Source organism: Citrobacter sp. R4 (assembly GCF_026719175.1).
GTDB lineage: Bacteria > Pseudomonadota > Gammaproteobacteria > Enterobacterales > Enterobacteriaceae > Citrobacter_A > Citrobacter_A sedlakii.
The window spans coordinates 41,927-63,770 of sequence record NZ_JAPPSU010000014.1; the positions used below are offsets into that span (position 1 = coordinate 41,927).

Consider the following 21,844-nt stretch of genomic DNA (forward strand, 5'->3'; position numbering starts at 1 on the left):
CGGAACATAACCTGAAGGGCGGTCTGATGACCGCCTTTTTTATTGCGAAATAACGAGATTTATCATGAGCCATAACGACACTATCGTCGCCCAGGCAACCCCACCGGGACGCGGGGGCGTCGGTATTCTGCGCATCTCCGGCCTGAAAGCGCGCGAGGTTGCCGAAGCCGTTCTGGGTAAACTGCCCAAGCCGCGCTATGCCGACTATCTGCCGTTTAAAGACGCCGACGGATCGGCGCTGGATCAGGGGATCGCCCTGTGGTTCCCCGGCCCGAACTCTTTCACGGGCGAAGACGTGCTGGAGCTACAAGGACACGGTGGCCCGGTCATTCTCGATCTGCTGTTAAAACGCATTCTGACCCTTCCTGGTCTGCGTATCGCCCGTCCCGGCGAGTTTTCCGAACGTGCGTTTCTTAACGATAAGCTCGATCTGGCACAGGCAGAAGCCATTGCCGATCTGATTGACGCCAGTTCCGAACAGGCGGCACGCTCTGCGCTGAACTCTCTTCAGGGGGCGTTTTCTACCCGCATTAATCATCTAGTGGAAGCGCTCACTCACCTGCGTATCTACGTGGAAGCGGCCATTGACTTCCCGGATGAAGAGATCGATTTCCTGTCGGATGGCAAAATCGAAGCGCAGCTGAATGACGTTATTGCCGACCTCGACGCGGTGCGCGCCGAAGCGCGTCAGGGCAGCCTGCTGCGCGAAGGGATGAAGGTGGTCATTGCCGGACGCCCTAACGCCGGGAAATCGAGCCTCCTGAACGCGCTGGCGGGACGTGAAGCAGCGATTGTGACCGACATTGCTGGCACCACCCGCGACGTGCTGCGCGAGCATATCCATATCGACGGCATGCCGCTGCACATCATCGACACCGCCGGTCTGCGCGATGCCAGCGACGAGGTTGAGCGTATCGGTATCGAGCGCGCCTGGCAGGAGATCGAGCAGGCCGACCGCGTGCTGTTTATGGTGGACGGCACCACGACCGACGCCGTCGACCCGGCGGAGATCTGGCCGGACTTTATCGCCCGTCTGCCGGCTAAATTGCCGATAACTGTCGTACGTAATAAAGCGGACATTACCGGAGAGACGCTGGGCATCAGCGAGGTGAATGGTCACTCACTGGTTCGCCTCTCTGCGCGAACCGGCGAAGGTGTAGATGTACTGCGTAACCATCTCAAGCAGAGCATGGGCTTTGACACCAATATGGAAGGCGGCTTCCTGGCCCGTCGCCGTCATCTTCAGGCGCTGGCTGAAGCCGCAGAACATCTCCAGCAGGGCAAAAACCAGCTGCTGGGCGCCTGGGCGGGCGAACTGCTGGCGGAGGAACTGCGTCTGGCGCAGCAGGCGCTGAGTGAGATCACCGGCGAGTTTACCTCGGACGATCTGCTGGGGCGGATTTTCTCCAGCTTCTGTATTGGTAAGTAACCCAAATAGCGCCGGATGGCGGCAGATGCCAACATCCGGTCAGCTTCTTTCTGACGCCACTTCTTTGGCATCTTTTCCCTGAAATGTAAAAGCACGTAAGAGACGCGGTTTCGGTCGCACTTTTTTGTGATTTCCTATGTCCATAAATCACGTAAATGTTACTCTCGTCATTATTAAGGACCATTAATCATGGAGCGAAAAATGGGGATACATTTTGCCAGAGGGATACTCACGGAGGGGCATTTGATTTCGGTGCGTTTACCCACCTCCTGCCACCTTGACGCGCGAAGCCTTCCGGCGCATCGACAGACACGTTTCCTGGCGTCCAGAGGCCTTCTCGCCGAGCTGATGTTCATGCTGTATGGCACGCTTGAGTTACCGGAAATCATCATAAAAGCGAAAGGCAAACCCGCGTTTCGTGAACAAAATCTCCCCAGTTTTTCTATCGCCTACGCAGGAAATGTCGTTGGTGTGGCACTGGCGACCGAAGGCGAATGCGGGCTGGATATGGAACTTCAGCGCGCCACCCGCAGCTTTGTCCCGCCTCACTGTTCGCCACCCCCTGTCTTCTCCAGTAATGAACGTCTGTGGATCAGCAAGCAAAACGATCCCAACGAGGCGCGCGCGCAGATGATCACCTTGCGTCAGAGCATCCTGAAACTCACTGGCGATGTTCGCAATGACGATCCCCGCGAGCTTCAACTGCTGCCGGGCGCGGGGCGCCTGAAGTGCGCGCATGTCGCACCGTTGGAAGCGATCTGCGATGCGGAAGATCTGCTGGTGTGGTCAGTGGCGGTTACGCCAGGCATTGATAAATTACAGGTTTGGGAGTTTGATGGTAAGCAGGGCTGGAAAAACCTGCCTGATATCCAGACCCGCGCTAATGCGGAAACGGGTCGTCTGATGCGATTCGCGCAATTATCCGCGGCGAAGTCTTATACGCATAACTGATGGAGTCACCATGTCTGAAACGTTAAAGGTTGTCACGTTACTGGGAAGTCTGCGCAAAGGGTCGTTTAATGGAATGGTCGCCCGTACGCTGCCGAAGATCGCTCCGGCAGGAATGGAGGTAAGTCCACTCCCGTCTATCGCTGATATTCCGCTTTACGACGCAGACCTGCAGCAGGAGGAGGGTTTCCCGGCGAGCGTCGAAGCGCTGGCCGAACAGATCCGCCATGCCGACGGCGTCGTCATCGTTACGCCGGAATACAACTATTCGGTACCCGGCGGTCTGAAGAATGCCATCGACTGGCTGTCCCGCCTTCCCGATCAGCCGCTGGCTGGCAAGCCGGTGCTGATTCAGACCAGCTCAATGGGCGCGATTGGCGGCGCGCGCTGCCAGTATCATCTGCGTCAGATTCTGGTGTTCCTGGATGCAATGGTGATGAACAAGCCGGAATTTATGGGCGGTGTTATTCAGAACAAAGTGGATCCGCAAAGCGGAGAAGTGATTGATCAAAGCACGCTGGACCACCTGACCGGGCAGTTAACGGCATTTGGCGATTACATCCAGCGCGTAAAAGCGTAAGCGCCAATCTTCTTAGACATTTGCCGGAGACGCCGTTGCGCCATCCGGCAACATCGCAATATTAGTGCGCGTCGATAAACACAATCTTCAGCACGAACAGCAGAGCAACCACCACCACACACGGGCTGAGATCGCGCAGTCGTCCGGTACCCAATTTCATCACGCAGTAAGAGATAAAGCCCAGCGCAATCCCTTCAGTAATCGAAAAGCTGAACGGCATCATCACCGCGGTAATAAAAGCCGGAACAGACTCGGTTAAATCTTCCCATTTCACGCGTGCCAGGCTGGAGGTCATTAGCACGCCGACGTAGATCAGCGCGCCAGCCGCTGCGTAACCCGGCACCATCCCCGCCAGCGGCGACAGGAAGATCACCAGCAGGAACAGCAGACCGACAACCACGGCCGTCAGACCGGTGCGCCCGCCAACGGACACGCCGGAAGACGACTCAATGTAGGCGGTCACGGAAGAGGTCCCGATAAACGACCCCGTTACGGAAGAGACGCTGTCGACAAACAGCGCCTGTTTCATGCGCGGGAATTTTCCTTTCTCATCGGCCAGACCCGCTTTATCAGTAACGCCGATCAGCGTACCGGAGGAGTCGAACAGGTTGACCAGCATGAAGGAGAAGATAACCCCCGCCAGACCGAGATTAAACGAACCCGCCAGATCGACATGACCAACCACGGTAGAAATGCTCGGCGGAGCGGAGACGATACCATTGTAATGCACATCACCCAGCAGCCAGCCCAACAGGGTGGTAACGATAATAGACACCAGCACCGCGGCATGAATATTGCGGGAGGCGAGGATCGCGATGATAAAGAAGCCGAGTACGCCCAGCAGCACGCTGTGGGAGGTCAGGTTACCAATGCTCACCAGGGTTTCCGGGTTCGCGACGATAACACCGGCGTTTTTCAGCCCCATCATCCCAATAAACAGGCCGATACCACTGGTGATCCCCACGCGCAGGCTGACCGGGATGTTAGCAATCATCCAGTAACGCACGCGGAAGATGGTCAGCAGCAGCAAACCAACCGCCCCCCAGAAAATCGCGCCCATACCAACCTGCCACGGCAGCCCCATCGCGCCAACCACAACGAACGCAAAGAAGGCGTTCAGGCCCATCGCGGGCGCCAGCGCCACGGGCAGGTTAGCGAACAGACCCATCAGGATGCTGCCAAACGCGGCAATCAGACAGGTAGTGACAAAGACGGCGCTGGTGTCCATGCCAGCGACGCCGAGAATTTGCGGGTTCACAAAAACGATGTAAACCATCGTCAGGAAGGTGGTGAAACCGGCGATCACTTCGGTGCGTGCCGTCGTGCCATGTTCGCGCAGTTTAAACACGCGTTCCAGCATCCCCTGACCAGAAGTCTGGGTTGTGTGTTGTTGACTCATTATCAATTTCCGAACAAGGAGGGAAAATTCGTCGCTATCCTATACCAAAATGCGACAATAGGGGGCGATTGTGCGATGTTTTTTTCATTGAATTTGCTTATACGGCAACGATTGCGTCTCACGATCGCGCAGTACGTAAACGTTAAACTCGTAAAAAGGGAAAGGCATGTCCGGAATTGAAGCGGTATTTTTCGACTGTGACGGTACGCTGGTTGACAGTGAAGTTATCTGTTCCCGCGCGTATGTGGCGATGTTCCAGGAATTCGGTATCACCCTCGATCTCGAAGAAGTGTTTAAGCGCTTTAAAGGCGTCAAGCTCTACGAAATCATTGATATCATTAATGAGGAACAGGGCGTTTCGCTGGCAATAGCCGACTTAGAACCCGTTTATCGCGCCGAGGTCGCACGCCTTTTCGACGCCGAACTGGAGGTTATTGCCGGTGCAAACGCGCTGCTGGATGCGATGACGGTGCCGATCTGCGTGGTCTCTAACGGGCCAGTAAGCAAAATGCAGCACTCGCTGGGCAAGCTCGGTATGTTGCATCACTTCCCGGAAAAACTGTTCAGCGGCTACGATATTCAACGCTGGAAGCCCGATCCGGCCTTGATGTTACATGCCGCTAAAGCGATGAACGTTAACGTTGAAAACTGTATTCTGGTGGATGATTCATCCGCTGGCGCCCAGTCGGGGATTGATGCGGGAATGGAAGTTTTCTATTTTTGCGCCGATCCGCACAACAAGCCGATCGAACATCCCAAAGTGACGACCTTTACAGATCTGGCGCAGCTGCCCGCTTTGTGGAAAGCGCGTGGGTGGAATATTACGCGTTAAATGAAAACAGGGCGGGTAAGCGCTAAGCGCCACCCGCCTTAAACCTTACTCTTTCGGATCCTTACCCGCCAGCAGCTTGTCCAGTTCGTCACCACCAACGTGTCGGAAATCCTGTCCCTTCACGAAGTAGAAGATGTATTCGCAGATATTCTGGCAACGGTCGCCGATACGCTCAATGGATCGCGCACAGAACAGCGCCGTCAGGACGCTCGGAATGGTACGTGAATCTTCCATCATGTAGGTCATTAGTTGGCGCACAATGCCTTCGTATTCCTGATCGACCTTTTTGTCTTCACGGTAGATACGGACCGCTTCGTCAAGGTCCATGCGCGCAAACGCATCCAGCACGTCGTGCAGCATCTGCACGGTATGGCGGCCCAGTGACTCCAGACTCACCAGCAGAGGCTGGTGCTGCTGAGAGAACTTCTCCAGCGCGGTACGGCAGATTTTGTCCGCCACGTCGCCAATACGCTCCAGCTCGGCGATGGTTTTGATGATCGCCATCACCAGACGCAGGTCACTCGCCGTCGGCTGGCGCTTGGCAATAATGCGCACGCAGGCCTCGTCGATCGCCACTTCCATCATGTTAACGTGTTTATCGCCGTCGATAACACGTTTCGCCAGTTCGCTGTCCTGGTTATGCATTGCGGTGATCGCATCAGAAAGCTGCTGCTCGACCATGCCGCCCATGGTCATCACCTGGGTGCGAATGCTTTCCAGCTCTGCGTTGAACTGGCCGGAAATGTGTTTATTAAGATTGAGATTGTCCATGGTTTCTCCACATGCACTAAGGCAAATCAACCGTAGCGGCCAGTAATATAATCTTCGGTTTGTTTCTTCGCGGGCTTAGTGAACAGATCGTCCGTGTTACTGAACTCAATCAACTCGCCCAGGTACATAAACGCCGTGTGGTCAGAACAACGTGCAGCCTGCTGCATGTTGTGAGTAACGATCACTACGGTGTAATCCTGCTTCAGCTCGGTGATCAGCTCTTCGATACGCCCGGTTGAGATCGGGTCCAGCGCTGAACACGGCTCATCCAGCAGCAACACTTCCGGGCGAATGGCGATACCGCGCGCAATGCACAGACGCTGCTGCTGACCACCGGAGAGAGAGTACCCGCTCTGGTGAAGTTTATCTTTGGTTTCGTTCCATAATGCGGCCTTGGTCAATGCCCACTGCACGCGCTCGTCCATATCCGCACGGGAGAGTTTCTCAAACAGACGCACGCCAAAGGCGATGTTGTCATAAATCGACATCGGGAACGGCGTTGGTTTCTGGAACACCATCCCCACTTTCGCACGCAGCAGGGCGATATCCTGGGTATTGGTCAGGATGTTGTCGCCATCCAGCAAAATTTCACCTTCCGCACGCTGCTCCGGATAGAGCGAATACATCTTGTTAAAGGTACGCAGCAGCGTGGATTTACCACAGCCAGACGGACCGATGAATGCCGTCACCTGGTTCTTCGCGATATCCAGGTTGATATTCTTCAGGGCATGGAATTTGCCGTAGTAGAAGTTCAAATCACGAACCTGAATCTTACCCGGGGCAGTATCAACCATACTCATTGACTCATTTCCTCATTCGGCGCCGCGATGTGCCGCGCCGTAAAAATTTAACCGTGTTTCTGCTTCGCGAAAATGACGCGCGCCAGAATGTTCAGCAACAGTACGCAAAGGGTGATGATCAGCACCCCGGCCCAGGCCAGTTGCTGCCATTCCGCGAATGGGCTCATCGCAAATTTAAAGATCGTCACCGGCAGGTTGGCGATCGGCTGCATCATGTCCGTGCTCCAGAACTGGTTGGAGAGCGCGGTAAACAGCAGCGGCGCGGTTTCACCGGCAATACGCGCAACAGCCAGCAGCACGCCAGTAATGATCCCGGAAACAGACGCCTTCAGGGTGATCGCCGAAATCATCTTCCATTTCGGCGTGCCCAGCGCGTAAGCGGCTTCTCGCAGGCTGTCCGGCACCAGTTTCAGCATGTTTTCGGTCGTACGGATCACGATTGGCACCTGCAGCAGCGCCAGCGCGATTACGCCAGCCCAGCCGGAGAAGTGCTCCATCTGCGCCACCACGATGGTGTAGACAAACAGACCGACCACAATAGACGGAGCGGAAAGCAGAATGTCGTTAATAAAGCGAATCACTTCAGCCAGCCAGGACTTACGACCATACTCAGCCAGATAAATCCCCGCCATAATGCCCAACGGCGTACCGAATACAGTCGCCCACAGAATCAGCAGACCGCTACCCGCCAGGGCGTTCGCAAGGCCCCCGCCCGCGGTATTCGGCGGCGGCGTCATTTCGGTGAACAGCGCCAGCGACATCCCGTCGATACCACGCGTAATGGTGGACATCAGGATCCAGATTAACCAGAACAAACCAAACGCCATCGTTGCCATAGAAAGCGTCAGGGCGATACGGTTTTTCACGCGGCGACGCGCCTGCATTTTGCGACGGGACTCTGCCAGCGCAGCGGTATTTTGCATTTCAAGCGTAGCCATTAGCGTGCCCCCTCGTTCTTCGCAAGGCGCATAATCATAAACTTAGACGCGGCCAGTACGATAAAGGTAATCACGAACAGGATCAGGCCCAGTTCCATCAGCGCCGCAACGTGCAGACCGGATTCAGCTTCCGCAAATTCGTTCGCCAGCGCAGAGGTAATGCTGTTGCCAGGCATGTATAGCGACGCGCTATCGAGCTGGTACGTGTTACCGATAATAAAGGTCACCGCCATGGTTTCACCCAGCGCGCGGCCTAAGCCCAGCATAATGCCGCCAATCACCCCATTTTTGGTGAACGGAAGGACGATACGCCAGATAACTTCCCAGGTGGTGCAGCCGATGCCGTAGGCTGACTCTTTCATCATCACCGGGGTTTGTTCAAATACGTCACGCATCACCGCCGCAATGTACGGAATGATCATGATGGCGAGGATCACGCCTGCCGCGAGGATACCGATACCAAACGCCGGGCCGGAGAACAGCGCGCCAACAAACGGAATGTTGGAAAGAATATTGCCGACCGGCTCCTGGAAGTAAGTGGCGAACAGCGGCGCAAAGATAAACAGCCCCCACATGCCGTAAACGATACTGGGGATTGCCGCCAGCAGTTCAATGGCGATACCCAGCGGACGACGCAGCCAGTTGGGAGCAAGTTCTGTCAGAAACAGCGCAATGCCGAAGCTCACCGGAACGGCGATCAGCAGTGCGATAAAAGAGGTCACCAGCGTACCGTAGATCGGCACCAGCGCGCCGTAGATATCGTTTGGCGCATCCCATTCTTTGGTCCACAGGAACGAGAAACCAAACTTCTCAATGCTCGGCCAGGAGGAGATGATCAGAGAGACAATAATGCCACCCAACATCAATAGCACAATCAGCGCAGCCAGTTTTACCAGCGCGCTGAAGATCATGTCACCCTTTTTACCCGGTGGGTTAAAAGCAGGCTTGGTTGCAGCCATAAATCACTCTTTAAGTTTGGGCCAGGAAGCGCGTATTTTATCGTGCTTCCTGGCTAACGTAATGCCATACCCTAAATAATTCGAGCTGCAGCCAATACCGCTGCGGCTCACAATATGCGGGTATTTAGTACAGCACTTTACCGCTGCTGTCCTTCACGTTGGTCTTCCATGCAGCACGAATCTGCTCAACCACGCTGTCTGGCAGGCTGGCGTAGTCCAGGTCGTTCGCCTGTTTGCCGCCATTTTTGTAAGCCCAGTCGAAGAACTTCAGCACTTCTGCGCCCTGCTCAGGTTTCTTCTGCTCTTTGTGGACCAGGATGAAGGTGGTGGACGTGATTGGCCACGCATCGTCACCTTTCTGGTTCGTCAGATCCTGAGCGAAAGATTTGCTCCAGTCTGCGCCTTTCGCCGCGTTGGAGAAGCTCTCTTCCGTCGGGCTAACCGGTTTGCCATCGGCAGAAATCAGCTTGGTGTAAGCCAGGTTGTTCTGCTTCGCGTAAGCGTACTCAACGTAACCGATAGAGCCCGGCAGACGCTGTACAAATGCGGCGATACCGTCGTTACCTTTACCGCCCAGACCGGTCGGCCAGTTTACGGTAGAGCCAGAACCCACTTTGGTTTTCCACTCTTCGTTCACTTTCGCCAGGTAGCTGGTAAAGACGAAGGAAGTACCGGAACCGTCAGCACGACGAACCACGGCGATATTCTGCGAAGGCAGTTTCAGACCCGGGTTCAGTTTGGTGATGGCTTCGTCATCCCACTTCTTGATTTTACCCAAGTAGATATCGCCCAGGGTTTTACCATCCAGTACCAGTTCACCCGATTTCAGACCCGGAATGTTTACCGCCAGCACCACGCCGCCGATCACGGTCGGGAACTGGAACAGACCTTCCTGGTTCAGTTTTTCGTCAGACAACGGCGCATCAGAAGCACCGAAATCAACGGTATTTGCTGTGATTTGTTTAACACCACCGGAGGAGCCGATACCCTGGTAGTTAACCTTACTACCGGTCTCTTTCTGATAAGTATCGGCCCATTTGGCATACACCGGCGCAGGAAAAGTTGCACCTGCGCCTGTCAGGCTTGCTGCTGCGAATACAGAGAAAGCGCTCATGGATAAGGTCGCGGCGACAACAGTTGCGACAGTGGTACGCATAACTTTCATAATGTCTCCTGCAAGATTTTCGTAAATCATTGTTAAGTGGCTACGATGAGCAAAATAGGACAAACAGGTGACAGTTAAATGTACGAAATATGACAGTTTTATGACAATGAAATTGTAAAGAGTAACCACATGAAAACTATAGTCATTAATTCACGTCTTGTTCATTTTTTTGTCATATACATTTGTTCAGCTCGCTTCCGGTAGAAGCAAAATGACAGCAGTTGTCATCTCAACCGCCGTAAATTCAGTTTTCAATCTCAATAGTTAATGTGGCGGTCGCGTTAAAAAAGCCAGGCTGGGGTTTCGCGCCGGTCGCACTGGCAGGGGTGCTGGAAAAGGTGATTTCACCGTTCTTATCGCCCATCATACCGGATGGTAAGGAGGTAATGTCGGTTACTAATTCGCCCCCGTTGACGTTAACCTCACGCCCCTGTTTATCATAGATTTTGATTCCTACATCAGGGTTGCTGGTCTGAATCATATCGTCTTCGGTGCCGGCAGAAGCCGCGCTGATATGCGCATTTATGCTCTGATATTTCCCGATATTGCTGCACCTGACGGCCACTTTGCGGGTAATTTTATGATCGTTCAACGCCTGGCCTTTCACGGCAGGAAACTCAGAGGCAAGAATTTTTTTAAAATCAATGACCAGCGTCTCTCCTTCACTAATTTCACAAGACTGAGGAACGGTTATCGATCCTTTAATCATAATGTCTGCGATGTAATGATGAGATACCGTATGCGGATCCAGCGTAGCGTAAATGCTGGAGATCAATGTCAATGGAATGGTCATGGTTCCGACGATCGGTTTTTTGACGTACAGGCTGACGGTTGCAGAACCACCGCTGTAAAAAGTGATATTGTTATCTACTCCCTCTTTACATCTGTGAGCGTCCTGTTCATTGGGAATGTGATCGTAGGGAAGCTTAACGAAGCCAACGCCGAGGATGTAGGTCTCCATTGCAATATCCAGAAAATCGTTTAGCCAGAAAAAAGACTGGTTATTGTGCGTTCCGGCCGACGATAACGATGGATTCATCACCGATGTAAAATACGTGGTCTCTGACACCTGGTTTCGCCCTGTGAGGCAATAACAGGTGCCTTTAAACGTTGCGTTATCCGCGCTGGTCGTTGATGAAACTATGATACCCGCCATATTGTCGTAGTAAGAAAACGTTTTGGTAACATCAAAATAGTTATGGTGCGTACCTTCATTCGCCACGCAATAGCCGGTAGGCGCGGCGCTAGCTGTCAATACCGGGATAAGCAGGGTGAAAAGCCAGAACCCCTTGGTTATTTTCATATATATTCCTTTATTGACACGTTGCAGGCAGCTGAATCAGCCCATTGTTTGATGGTTGGAGAATTTCGTAGTGCGCAGAGCAGGTCACGCCGTTTTGCAGAGTTAGCGTGAATAAGCCTGTTTCAGGCATACCGGCGAGATAAAGCTCGCCGTCACTGCCAACGATGCCGGTTACGATCCCTGACGGCAGGGAGACTGACGCCATTGCGCCAAACGGAGCGGGTTTGTTATTTTCCAAAACGACACGGAATAACACGCGATAACCGATGTGAGTGACAAACTCCGCTTTCGCCACGGCGCCACGGGTTGGAACCAGACTGAGAACATTTTTTTCTAACTCCACGTTACCTGAAGAAAAATAGTTGCTTCCGATAGCAATACGATTCTCTTCATAAGGCGTCATCTGTGTTTTAACGGTATAACCGCGCCAGTCAGTGGCAATACCCGTGGTGTTTTCCAGAGTTAACCCTTCTGCGCCGGGCGCTTTAATCAATGCGACTGTTTCGCCCATTTCCTGTGAAAGCGTGATACCGTCGGCGTGCCATAAAATCCCACCGCGAACACCATAGTTCAGTTGTCTGGATTCATCACTCCAGCCATAATTCGCTTTTACAGAACCGTAGGTACCATCCCACGTCACGCCTGCGTTACCACTGTTATTCTCTCCCGTTTCATTGAACGACTGCTGAAGACTCCAGCCAACGTTATTCCTCTCAGCCAGACTTCCATTCAGTGCGATTTGGTGCATCGGGCTGCTATTACCATTGTGGGTATAGCTATAATTCAAATAACTTTGAGGAAGAAAACGAGACAGTGGAACAGAAAGCGACAACATAAAAACATGTTCGTTATCATTACCCTCTTGGCCTGTTGCTACCCGGTTAGCCATATCGCTGTAATTCCATGACAGGTTCCATAGCATCTGGTTCCAGTTGTTGCTGTAACCAAACTGAATCAGGCGTTCAACATTATCCGTCTGCCAGTATTGCTGCCTGCTGAGCATTAAATAGATATTGCCGAACCCTTCCGCGAAAGGCTGCGTCCATGTCCCTTCTAACCGGCTACGCCGGTTGCCGGTTTGCCAGAACAATTCGCTGTCGTCCTGTCGCGAAGCCCATTCATCAAGGGTATAAAATCCTTCTGTCGAATAGCGATAGCCAACAATTCGCAGATTCGTATTACTGGTTTCAAAGGTTTTGGAATACAAAAATCGCCAGGACTGACCCTGTTCGGAGTCATCAAAAAACCGGGACCGAGCGTGGGTTACATCCAGAGATATCGCGCCCATCTCACCGAGATCTTTGCCAACGCCAGCAGCAACAGCGGCATAGTCTTTGGCAATCTGCGTGCCACCATACAGGGTCATACCCCAGGGCAAGCCGCGCATGGCCTGGGCCTGAAACACATTCGGCGTAAAAAAGTCGTTGTTACGTAGCTCGCCAATGCTGATATCAACATCGGTTTGTCCTTCTCTTCGTAATATGGCAAGGGAAGCATAAGGCTGCGTGAAATGTGTTTCGCTGCCGTCTTCCTCTTTAACGGTAACGTCAAGATCGCCACCGCTACTGGTGGTCTTGAGATCGGTCAGCGCAAAAGGCCCCTGCGGTACTGCTGACTGATAAATCATGTAACCGTTCTGGCGGATAGTCACCACAGCGTTGCTTTTGGCGACGCCGCGAACCACAGGCGCAAAACCGTTCATGCTGTCCGGAAGCATATCGCTGTCGGTATATAGACGAAGCCCCCGAACTTGCGTACTGTCAAACAGGTCGCTTGCCGTCCAGGTATCGCCAAACATGACCTGACTTCGCAAAGCGGCGATGTCACGCTGTAAGTAAGTACTCACAGAGTGGTAGTCTCCCTGGCTGTTCACCGCATTAAGCGTGCTGTAATTACGTAATCGCCACGCCCCAAGATTGATCCCACTGCGCAAATTAAGATAATAAAGATCGTCACTGTCATACTGCGACTTCAGCGTCTGGGTCGTTGAAAAATCATAATTCAGCAGCAGCGCGTTAATCCCCTGCTCCCAACGAGAGGGGGGGATAGCGTCACGTGAGGCGGCATCGAGATAAATTTGTGGTATGGCGATGCGGAGCACCAACTTTTCGCTGTCCAGTTTCCCGAAAATACCTTCCGGCGAAGGAAGGTATTCACAGCGCCGGGCTTCCACGTTTTCCAGCGTCTTTAACGCCTTCACTTTGGTTCCAAAGCTACGCAGGGTACTTTTCAAATCATAGAAACAGGGCTGAAGCTCCTCTTCATTTTGACCTCTTCTGAACGTCACATGCCTTCGCTCAAAGAACCGTTCATTGATGTAAATATCGACGCTGTATTCCCCTTCCGGTAACGTATTCGCCTTACTGAACTGGCTGATATCCACATCAACCGGATGTTCAAACTCCAACAATCGAGAGTTAAAGTGTTCTTCTGCCTGAGCTAACGATGGAGGAATCGATATCCACAGAGTAAAAAACAGCAGTGATAAACGGGAGTAATTCAACGTACCGCCTCCCGGCAATTAAATTGACTGCTGGATTACTTCGCTGATGGCGCCGTAATCGTTAATACAGTGCCATGTCAGACGTTTGCCAGATATATCAATGGGTAATGTAATTCTTTGTATTTCAAATGGTTTTATCATAGCAATATCAATTGGTTTACCGTCGACAGCAACATCAATCATATTCACGTGAATCGCTGTCGGGTTGGTCACTACCAACAGTCGTCCTTCACGCCGCCATGTGAGCTTTTTGCTAGCCGTTTCGGGTGTTTCCTTAATGCTGGAGGGGCGCCAGAAAAGTTTGATCCGCGTTTTAATCGCAATCTCCAGCTTGCTGCTGTCTTTAGTTGGTGATGGTGGGATATTTTTTACATTTATCCAAAAAACCGATTCTCTGTTTGAGGGTAATTCACCCTGCGTTTTGATAATTCTCAATACGCGTTCCTGTTTTGGCTCCAGACGAGAAACTGGTGGTATAGCAGTAAAAGGTGGTTTATTTTTATCCGTAGCGTTAAAAGGGTCCACCCATACCTGGATCAGATAAGGTAAAGTCGTGTCTTTATTAATTACCGACAACGTCACGTCAGGTTTACTGCTTTGAAAGATAACTCTCGTTCCACCAATAACAATTCCTGAATAAGTTGGAAACGTAAAACAAAGAAAAAAAATAACACTAAAAAGACGCCAGCACATATTGAATCCTGTAGCAGGCCTGGGCTTGTTTCTAAAATTGGACAGGCAAAACAAGCCTTATCAGGCCTGAGGTTTTAAAAAGTAAGGACGAATTTTAATTGCTATAGGTAACAGTAAATTCAGAATCGGCGTTTGCCAGACCCGCTTTTATGGTATCAGAGGTGGCAATATAACGTGCAATAAAGGGGATTGTCGCTGTACCGTCAGTATTGATATCAGCGTAAGTGGATTCATTGTAAAGCTTCAACAAACTGTTATCGACTTTGTTGTAAAGAGCGACAGCCACACCTTCTGCGCCTCCGGTGTTAACTTTAAGATAACCATCTCCGTCTTCGGTACCGTCAAAACGCACGGCCGCCTTTTTATACGTATCAGGGCAATTAATCAGATCGATTTGAAATGCCTGAACAGAAGCGGTAGACCCCACGCCGGTAAAAGTTGATTTATTAACTTTACCAAGATCTACGATCTGGTCCTGAGAATTAGTCGTAACTTCACAGGTGCTATCAATAATTTCACCAGTAAAATGAACCACGCCATTGCCGTTAGCTGCATGCACCTGAGAAGTTACAAACAGAGCAGAACAAATTAAAGCACTACTTAATACTTTTCCTTTCACAATAAAACATCCTTAAATTATAAATAACAAAGAAGTATTTTTTAAACAAATACCATTAAAGTATTTCAGCGAAAGAATAGTAAACCTACGACAATGAAATCGCAATATAAAAATATTTATTTATTTTTTATGTAAAGGGCGGAAAAATAACAACTAAATAATATTATATTTTATAAACCACGAAAAACGCTCGTTACTATAGTTATTTTTTTAAAAAGATAAATCACCCGCAATTAATTTTCAGAAAATATTTACCCGTAACATAAAAAAAGCCCCGCAACCATAAGTTAGCGGGGCTTTTTTACCACGATATATTAAATTATTCCACTGTTACCGATTTTGCCAGGTTACGCGGCTGGTCCACGTCGGTGCCTTTAATCAGCGCCACGTGATATGCCAGCAGTTGCAGCGGAACGGTGTAGAAGATAGGGGCGATCACCTCTTCGACATGCGGCATCTCGATAATGTGCATGTTGTCGCTGCTGACAAAGCCCGCATCCTGATCGGCGAAAACATACAATTGGCCGCCACGCGCCCGGACTTCTTCGATGTTGGATTTCAGTTTTTCCAGCAGTTCGTTGTTCGGAGCCACCACAATAACCGGCATGTCCGCGTCAATCAGCGCCAGCGGACCGTGCTTCAGTTCCCCTGCCGCGTACGCTTCCGCATGGATATAAGAGATCTCTTTCAGCTTCAGCGCGCCTTCCAGCGCAATCGGATACTGATCGCCGCGCCCCAGGAATAACGCGTGATGCTTGTCAGAGAAGTCTTCTGCCAGCGCTTCAATGCGTTTGTCCTGCGACAACATCTGCTCAATACGGCTCGGCAGCGCCTGCAGGCCGTGCACGATGTCATGCTCAATAGCGGCATCCAGTCCCTTCAGACGCGCCAGTTTCGCCACCAGCATCAGCAGAACGGTTAACTGCGTGGTAAACGCTTTGGTCGACGCCACGCCAATTTCAGTACCGGCATTGGTCATCATCGCCAGATCCGATTCACGTACCAGCGATGACCCCGGCACGTTACAGATAGCGAGCGAGCCAAGATAGCCCAGCTCTTTCGACAGGCGCAGGCCAGCCAGCGTGTCCGCCGTTTCGCCCGACTGCGACAGGGTGATCATCAGGCTGTTGCGACGTACAGCGGATTTGCGATAGCGGAACTCTGAGGCAATTTCGACATCGCAAGGAATGCCTGCCAGCGATTCAAACCAGTAACGAGAAACCATCCCGGAGTTGTAAGATGTGCCGCAGGCGATGATCTGAATGTGCTCAACCTGCGCCAGCAGCTCGTTGGCTTTCGGTCCCAGCTCGCTCAGATCCACTTCACCGTGACTGATACGTCCGGTAAGGGTGTTCTTGATCGCATTCGGCTGTTCGTAGATCTCTTTCTGCATGTAGTGGCGGTAGATACCTTTATCACCCGCGTCATATTGCAGACTGGATTCGATATCCTGGCGCTGCACATCCGCACCGGTTTTATCAAAAATAGCGACGCTACGACGCGTCACTTCCGCGATATCGCCTTCTTCAAGGAAGATAAAGCGGCGAGTCACGGGCAGCAGCGCCAGCTGATCGGAGGCGATGAAGTTTTCGCCCATTCCCAGTCCGATCACCAGCGGGCTACCCGAGCGTGCCGCCAGCAGCGTATCCGGCTGGCGGGTATCCATGATCACTGTGCCGTATGCGCCGCGCAGTTGCGGGATCGCCCGCAGGACCGCTTCCCGCAGCGTACCGCCCTGTTCCAGCTCCCAGTGCACTAAGTGAGCAATCACTTCGGTGTCGGTTTCAGAAACGAAGGTGTAGCCGCGCGCTTTCAGCGTTTCGCGCAGCGGTTCATGGTTTTCAATGATGCCGTTATGCACCACCACAATGTGTTCAGAAACATGCGGATGCGCGTTTGCTTCTGAAGGTTCGCCGTGCGTTGCCCAGCGGGTGTGAGCAATGCCGGTACCGCCATGCAGCGGGTGTTCTTCCGCAGCCTGCGCCAGCATTTGCACTTTACCCAGACGACGCAGACGGGTCATATGACCTTCCGCATCCACTACCGCCAGACCCGCAGAATCATAACCACGGTATTCCAGACGACGTAAACCTTCGAGAAGGATTTCAGCTACATCACGCTGCGCGATTGCGCCAACAATTCCACACATATTTTTTTGATTCCGAATCCAGGCATTATGCCTCTCGTTGTCTTTCGACCTGTATTTATCCTTCGTCTTTCACGCCGTGGCTGTGCTGGCCGCACGCTTTCGCCATGGTCACTTACTCAGATAAGCTCCCATTGACTTATTCGCTTGCCGCTTTGCCACAATGCGAAATCCTTAAGATAAAACCCGTCTTTCCGGGCGCCCCGAGCCTTGTAGAGAGTGGGGTTATTTTTATGGGTACTGCATGTTGGCGGGCGATATATTTTTATCGCCTCATCCCGTGTCTGCCGGATATCGCTAACGCTTATCTGGCCGACAAAATCACTTTTTCTTCACCGGACGCTGCCAGCCTTGCTTATGAACCTGCGGCACGCGGCTCAGCACCAGCTCGTTATCCGCGATATCACGCGTCACGGTCGTTCCTGCGGCGATGGTCGCTCCTTTGCCTACGCTCACCGGCGCCACCAGCTGCGTGTCAGAACCGACAAAGACATCGTCGCCAATGATAGTTTTAAATTTGTTCGCGCCATCGTAGTTGCAGGTAATCGTCCCCGCGCCGATATTCACATTGTCGCCAATTTCCGCATCGCCCAGATAGGTCAAATGACCCGCTTTAGAGCCTTTGCCCAGACGCGCTTTTTTCATTTCAACAAAGTTGCCCACATGCGCGCCTTCCAGCAGCTCCGCTCCTGGACGCAGACGTGCGAACGGGCCAATGGTGCAGGCCGCTTCCAGATGCGCATCTTCCACCACGCTGTAGGGACTGATTTCGCAATCATCGCCAATAACGCTGTTTTTAATCACACAGCCCGCGCCAATCTTCACGCGATGACCTAACGTCACATTCCCTTCGATGATAACGTTAGTATCAATTTCAACATCGCGCCCGTGATTAAGGACGCCGCGCAGATCGAAACGCGCCGGGTCACGTAACATCACGCCTGCCAGCAGCAGCTTTTCCGCCTGCTCGGACTGGTAAATACGCTCAAGTCGGGAAAGCTGCAGACGGTTGTTCACACCGTCGGTTTCACTGATGCGAGCCGGGTGCACGGCGGCGATTTCACGCCCTTCCTGGTACGCCATCGCAATAATATCGGTGATGTAGTACTCACCCTGCGCATTGTTATTGTTCAGTTTCGCCAGCCAGCGCTTCATGTCCGCGCCGTTAGCAATCAGGATACCGGTATTGATTTCCTGGATCTGACGCTGTTCATCGGTGGCGTCTTTATGTTCAACAATGCCGGTAACCTGACCGTTCTCACGCGTAATGCGCCCGTAACCGCTTGGGTCATCCAGTTTAACCGTGAGCAGGCCAATGCCGCCCTGCGGTTTGGCGTCGCGCAGTCGGGTCAGCGTTTCAACGGAGATCAGCGGCACGTCGCCGTAGAGCATTAAAATGTCTTCGTCATCACTAAAGAAGGGCGCGGCCTGTTGCATCGCATGGCCGGTTCCCAGCTGTTCAGCCTGGAGTACCCAGTTAAGATTGTCATTTTTCAGCGTCTTTTTAAGCAGATCGCCACCGTGTCCATAGACAAGGTGAACCTGAGAAGCGCCTAATTCATTCGCCGCATCAATGACATGCTGGACCATCGCTTTACCGGCAAGGGTATGCAGCACTTTAGGAAGATCGGAATACATACGTGTGCCTTTGCCTGCGGCAAGGATCACTACGCTCATAGCTTTGTTCAACATACGCGTCCTGACTGTAATTTGAGAACGAATTTATACCGTTTCACTTTGAAAATACTACATTTTTTTCAGCGTGAAATGGGAAGAAGATAAAACGCTCATTATCGGACTTTCTCCGACGGCGAGAGCGACATTTTCGACCATTGACGCGGTTTTTGTCTTGCGAAAAGTCGCGTCGAACCTTGATTAAAGCGTTAGCACGATGTTTTTGTTATTTTTTTGAGACATAAAGAAAGATCGCGCCTGACGCCTGTTTCCCAGGCAAAAAAAAACCAGCCTGCAAAGAGACTGGTTTTTATGCTTTCAAGCCGGTGTTACATCGCTTTTTTGGTCAACTCGATAACGCGCAGTTTAGCGATCGCTTTGGCCAGTTCCGCAGACGCCTGAGCGTAATCCACGTCACCATGAGAGCTCTTAATGTGCTCCTCAGCCTTACGCTTCGCTTCCAGAGCTCGCGCTTCGTCGAGATCCTGGCCGCGAATCGCGGTATCAGCCAGAACGGTCACGCTACCCGGTTGCACTTCAAGAATGCCGCCGGACAGATAGATAAACTCTTCATGACCGTGCTGTTTAACGATGCGAATCATACCAGGCTTAATGGCGGTGAGCAGCGGGGCGTGACCCGGGTAAATACCCAGTTCACCTTCACTACCCGTTACCTGGATTTTCTCGACCAGACCAGAGAACATTTGTTGCTCTGCGCTGACGACGTCCAGGTGGTAAGTCATTGCCATATCACCCTCCGATTAAGGCGTTAAAGTTTTTTGGCTTTTTCCACGGCTTCGTCGATGGAACCGACCATGTAGAACGCCTGCTCCGGCAGGTGATCGTATTCGCCTTCCATGATGCCTTTAAAGCCACGGATGGTGTCTTTCAGAGAAACGTATTTACCCGGAGAACCGGTGAATACTTCCGCCACGAAGAACGGCTGGGACAGGAAGCGCTGGATCTTACGTGCGCGAGCTACCACCAGTTTATCTTCTTCAGACAGTTCATCCATACCCAGGATGGCGATGATGTCTTTCAGTTCCTGGTAACGTTGCAGGATAGACTGGACGCCGCGCGCGGTGTCGTAGTGCTCCTGACCAACCACCAGCGGGTCCAACTGACGGCTGGTGGAGTCCAGCGGGTCAACGGCCGGGTAGATACCCAGAGACGCGATCTGACGGCTCAGTACCACGGTTGCATCTAAGTGCGCAAAGGTGGTGGCTGGTGACGGGTCAGTCAAGTCATCCGCCGGTACGTATACCGCCTGAACGGAGGTGATAGAACCGGTTTTGGTTGAGGTGATACGTTCCTGCAGAACACCCATCTCTTCCGCCAGAGTCGGCTGATAACCTACCGCTGAAGGCATACGACCCAGCAGTGCAGATACTTCCGTACCGGCCAGGGTGTAACGATAGATGTTATCGACGAACAGCAGAACGTCACGACCTTCGTCACGGAACTTCTCAGCCATGGTCAGACCGGTCAGTGCGACGCGCAGACGGTTTCCCGGCGGCTCGTTCATCTGGCCGTACACCAGGGATACTTTGTCGATAACGTTGGAGTCGGTCATTTCGTGGTAGAAGTCGTTACCCTCACGAGTACGTTCACCCACGCCCGCAAACACAGAGTAACCGGAGTGCTCGATCGCGATGTTACGGATCAGCTCCATCATGTTTACGGTTTTACCTACGCCCGCACCACCGAACAGACCGACTTTACCGCCCTTCGCGAACGGACACATCAGGTCGATAACTTTGATGCCGGTTTCCAGCAGTTCCTGAGAGTTAGACAACTCTTCATAGGACGGCGCGGCACGGTGGATAGCCCAACGCTCTTCTTCACCGATGTCGCCTTTCATGTCTACTGGTTCGCCCAGTACGTTCATGATACGACCCAGCGTTGCTTTACCTACAGGGACTTCGATCGGGTGCTCAAGGTCTTTTACTTCCAGACCACGACGCAGACCGTCGGAAGAACCCATGGCGATGGTACGTACAATACCGCCACCGAGCTGCTGCTGAACTTCCAGCACCAGACGCTCATTACCATTCTGTACCTCAAGGGCGTCGTACACGCGCGGTACGGCATCCTGAGGGAACTCGACGTCAACTACGGCGCCGATTACCTGGACAATTTTTCCAGTAGCCATCTTGAATCCTCTACGAAATAACCTGGTTAAACCGCGGCGGCCCCCGAGACGATCTCGGTGAGTTCCTGAGTAATGCTGGCCTGACGAGCTTTGTTGTATACCAACTGCAGCTCTTTAATCAGGCTGCCGCCATTGTCGGTCGCGGCTTTCATCGCCACCATACGGGCGGCCTGCTCGCTGGCCAGGTTTTCTACCACGCCCTGATAAACCTGAGATTCCACATAACGACGCAGGAGGGTATCCAGCAGCGCTTTCGGGTCTGGTTCGTACAGGTAATCCCAGGCTTTACGTTTCAGTTCATCATCTTCTGAAGCCGGTAACGGCAGCATCTGAGTGATGGTTGGAACCTGAGACATGGTGTTAATAAATTTGTTGCTGACAATGTACAGCTTGTCCAGACGGCCTTCGTCGTAGGCCTGCAACATCACTTTAACCGGGCCGATCAGTTCGGACAGGGAAGGGTTATCCCCCATGCCCGTTACCTGGGCGACAACGTTGCCGCCAACGGAGTTAAAGAAAGACACGCCTTTTGAGCCGATCATTGCGAGGTCGCACTGAACGCCTTTATCGGACCATGCTTTCATATCCGCCAGCAGTTTTTTGAACAGGTTAATGTTCAAGCCGCCGCACAGACCACGGTCTGTCGACACCACCAGGTAGCCCACGCGCTTAACGTCGCGTTCTTCCAGATAGGGGTGCTTATATTCCAGATTACCGTTCGCAAGGTGACCAATCACTTTGCGCATGGTATCTGCATAAGGACGGCTGGCCGCCATGCGATCCTGCGATTTACGCATTTTGGAAGCGGCGACCATTTCCATCGCTTTAGTGATCTTTTGCGTGTTCTGGACGCTTGCGATCTTACTACGTATCTCTTTTGCGCCGGCCATGAGCTTCTCCTCAATGCCTTGCGGCCCGCCTTAAGGCAGGCCG

The 21,844-nt window shown here is 52.3% G+C and carries 19 protein-coding genes; 4 read left to right on the forward strand and 15 right to left on the reverse strand.

Features of this window, described 5'->3' with window-relative positions; all coding sequences use genetic code 11:
* The first annotated feature begins 64 nt into the window (after nucleotides 1-64).
* From mnmE to OOJ60_RS21215, 3 genes are all read left to right on the forward strand, one after another.
* Entirely contained in the window at nucleotides 65-1,429 is a 1,365-nt protein-coding gene (gene mnmE, locus OOJ60_RS21205) for a tRNA uridine-5-carboxymethylaminomethyl(34) synthesis GTPase MnmE (protein WP_205613143.1), read from the forward strand.
* Between the two features lie 201 nt (nucleotides 1,430-1,630).
* Nucleotides 1,631-2,380 carry a 4'-phosphopantetheinyl transferase family protein gene (locus OOJ60_RS21210; protein ID WP_042287283.1) on the forward strand — a complete coding sequence of 250 codons (750 nt, stop codon included), beginning with the start codon at nucleotides 1,631-1,633 and terminating at the stop codon, nucleotides 2,378-2,380.
* Between the two features lie 10 nt (nucleotides 2,381-2,390).
* Nucleotides 2,391-2,957: an NADPH-dependent FMN reductase gene (locus tag OOJ60_RS21215; RefSeq protein ID WP_042287287.1), complete on the forward strand. Its 567-nt coding sequence runs from the start codon at nucleotides 2,391-2,393 to the stop codon at nucleotides 2,955-2,957.
* A 61-nt stretch (nucleotides 2,958-3,018) separates the two neighbouring features.
* Here OOJ60_RS21215 and adeP read toward each other — a convergent pair whose 3' ends face one another.
* On the reverse strand, nucleotides 3,019-4,356 hold the full coding sequence (gene adeP, locus OOJ60_RS21220; RefSeq protein ID WP_042287290.1) for an adenine permease AdeP: 1,338 nt from the start codon (nucleotides 4,354-4,356) through the stop codon (nucleotides 3,019-3,021).
* A gap of 166 nt (nucleotides 4,357-4,522) precedes the next feature.
* Here adeP and yieH point away from each other — a divergent pair, with 166 nt between their 5' ends.
* Nucleotides 4,523-5,188, forward strand: coding sequence for a 6-phosphogluconate phosphatase (gene yieH, locus OOJ60_RS21225; RefSeq protein ID WP_205613144.1), 666 nt, complete (start codon nucleotides 4,523-4,525; stop codon nucleotides 5,186-5,188).
* Nucleotides 5,189-5,233: 45 nt separating this feature from the next.
* Here the strand turns inward: yieH and phoU are convergent, their stop codons facing one another.
* The 14 genes from phoU to atpG form a co-directional block, all read right to left on the reverse strand.
* Nucleotides 5,234-5,959 (reverse strand): phosphate signaling complex protein PhoU, encoded by a 726-nt coding sequence (gene phoU, locus OOJ60_RS21230; protein ID WP_012907987.1) that lies wholly within the window; start codon nucleotides 5,957-5,959, stop codon nucleotides 5,234-5,236.
* 26 nt (nucleotides 5,960-5,985) lie between these two features.
* Entirely contained in the window at nucleotides 5,986-6,759 is a 774-nt protein-coding gene (gene pstB, locus OOJ60_RS21235; RefSeq protein WP_015961095.1) for a phosphate ABC transporter ATP-binding protein PstB, read from the reverse strand.
* A gap of 47 nt (nucleotides 6,760-6,806) precedes the next feature.
* Nucleotides 6,807-7,697, reverse strand: coding sequence for a phosphate ABC transporter permease PstA (gene pstA / locus OOJ60_RS21240; RefSeq protein WP_042287297.1), 891 nt, complete (start codon nucleotides 7,695-7,697; stop codon nucleotides 6,807-6,809).
* Nucleotides 7,697-8,656: a phosphate ABC transporter permease PstC gene (pstC, locus tag OOJ60_RS21245; RefSeq protein WP_042287300.1), complete on the reverse strand. Its 960-nt coding sequence runs from the start codon at nucleotides 8,654-8,656 to the stop codon at nucleotides 7,697-7,699. The genes pstA and pstC overlap by 1 nt, the downstream gene beginning before the upstream one ends.
* A 124-nt stretch (nucleotides 8,657-8,780) precedes the next feature.
* The gene (pstS, locus tag OOJ60_RS21250; protein ID WP_205613145.1) at nucleotides 8,781-9,821 is read right to left on the reverse strand and encodes a phosphate ABC transporter substrate-binding protein PstS; all 1,041 of its coding nucleotides are present in this window, start codon (nucleotides 9,819-9,821) and stop codon (nucleotides 8,781-8,783) included.
* 244 nt (nucleotides 9,822-10,065) lie between these two features.
* Nucleotides 10,066-11,124, reverse strand: coding sequence for a fimbrial protein (locus OOJ60_RS21255; protein ID WP_042287306.1), 1,059 nt, complete (start codon nucleotides 11,122-11,124; stop codon nucleotides 10,066-10,068).
* A 10-nt stretch (nucleotides 11,125-11,134) separates the two neighbouring features.
* Entirely contained in the window at nucleotides 11,135-13,606 is a 2,472-nt protein-coding gene (locus OOJ60_RS21260; RefSeq protein ID WP_233470914.1) for a fimbria/pilus outer membrane usher protein, read from the reverse strand.
* A 39-nt stretch (nucleotides 13,607-13,645) separates the two neighbouring features.
* Nucleotides 13,646-14,320 (reverse strand): fimbria/pilus periplasmic chaperone, encoded by a 675-nt coding sequence (locus tag OOJ60_RS21265; RefSeq protein WP_205613147.1) that lies wholly within the window; start codon nucleotides 14,318-14,320, stop codon nucleotides 13,646-13,648.
* A gap of 94 nt (nucleotides 14,321-14,414) precedes the next feature.
* Nucleotides 14,415-14,939 (reverse strand): fimbrial protein, encoded by a 525-nt coding sequence (locus tag OOJ60_RS21270; RefSeq protein WP_042287311.1) that lies wholly within the window; start codon nucleotides 14,937-14,939, stop codon nucleotides 14,415-14,417.
* Nucleotides 14,940-15,258: 319 nt separating this feature from the next.
* Complete coding sequence (glmS, locus tag OOJ60_RS21275) at nucleotides 15,259-17,088, reverse strand: glutamine--fructose-6-phosphate transaminase (isomerizing) (RefSeq protein ID WP_042287315.1); 1,830 nt, start codon at nucleotides 17,086-17,088, stop codon at nucleotides 15,259-15,261.
* Nucleotides 17,089-17,406: 318 nt separating this feature from the next.
* A complete protein-coding gene (gene glmU, locus OOJ60_RS21280; protein WP_205613148.1) occupies nucleotides 17,407-18,777 on the reverse strand; it encodes a bifunctional UDP-N-acetylglucosamine diphosphorylase/glucosamine-1-phosphate N-acetyltransferase GlmU in 1,371 nt (456 codons plus the stop codon).
* 311 nt (nucleotides 18,778-19,088) lie between these two features.
* The gene (locus OOJ60_RS21285) at nucleotides 19,089-19,508 is read right to left on the reverse strand and encodes a F0F1 ATP synthase subunit epsilon (protein WP_001251971.1); all 420 of its coding nucleotides are present in this window, start codon (nucleotides 19,506-19,508) and stop codon (nucleotides 19,089-19,091) included.
* 20 nt (nucleotides 19,509-19,528) lie between these two features.
* Nucleotides 19,529-20,911: a F0F1 ATP synthase subunit beta gene (gene atpD, locus OOJ60_RS21290; protein ID WP_042287321.1), complete on the reverse strand. Its 1,383-nt coding sequence runs from the start codon at nucleotides 20,909-20,911 to the stop codon at nucleotides 19,529-19,531.
* 26 nt (nucleotides 20,912-20,937) lie between these two features.
* The gene (atpG, locus tag OOJ60_RS21295) at nucleotides 20,938-21,801 is read right to left on the reverse strand and encodes a F0F1 ATP synthase subunit gamma (protein ID WP_042287324.1); all 864 of its coding nucleotides are present in this window, start codon (nucleotides 21,799-21,801) and stop codon (nucleotides 20,938-20,940) included.
* Nucleotides 21,802-21,844: the final 43 nt, after the last annotated feature.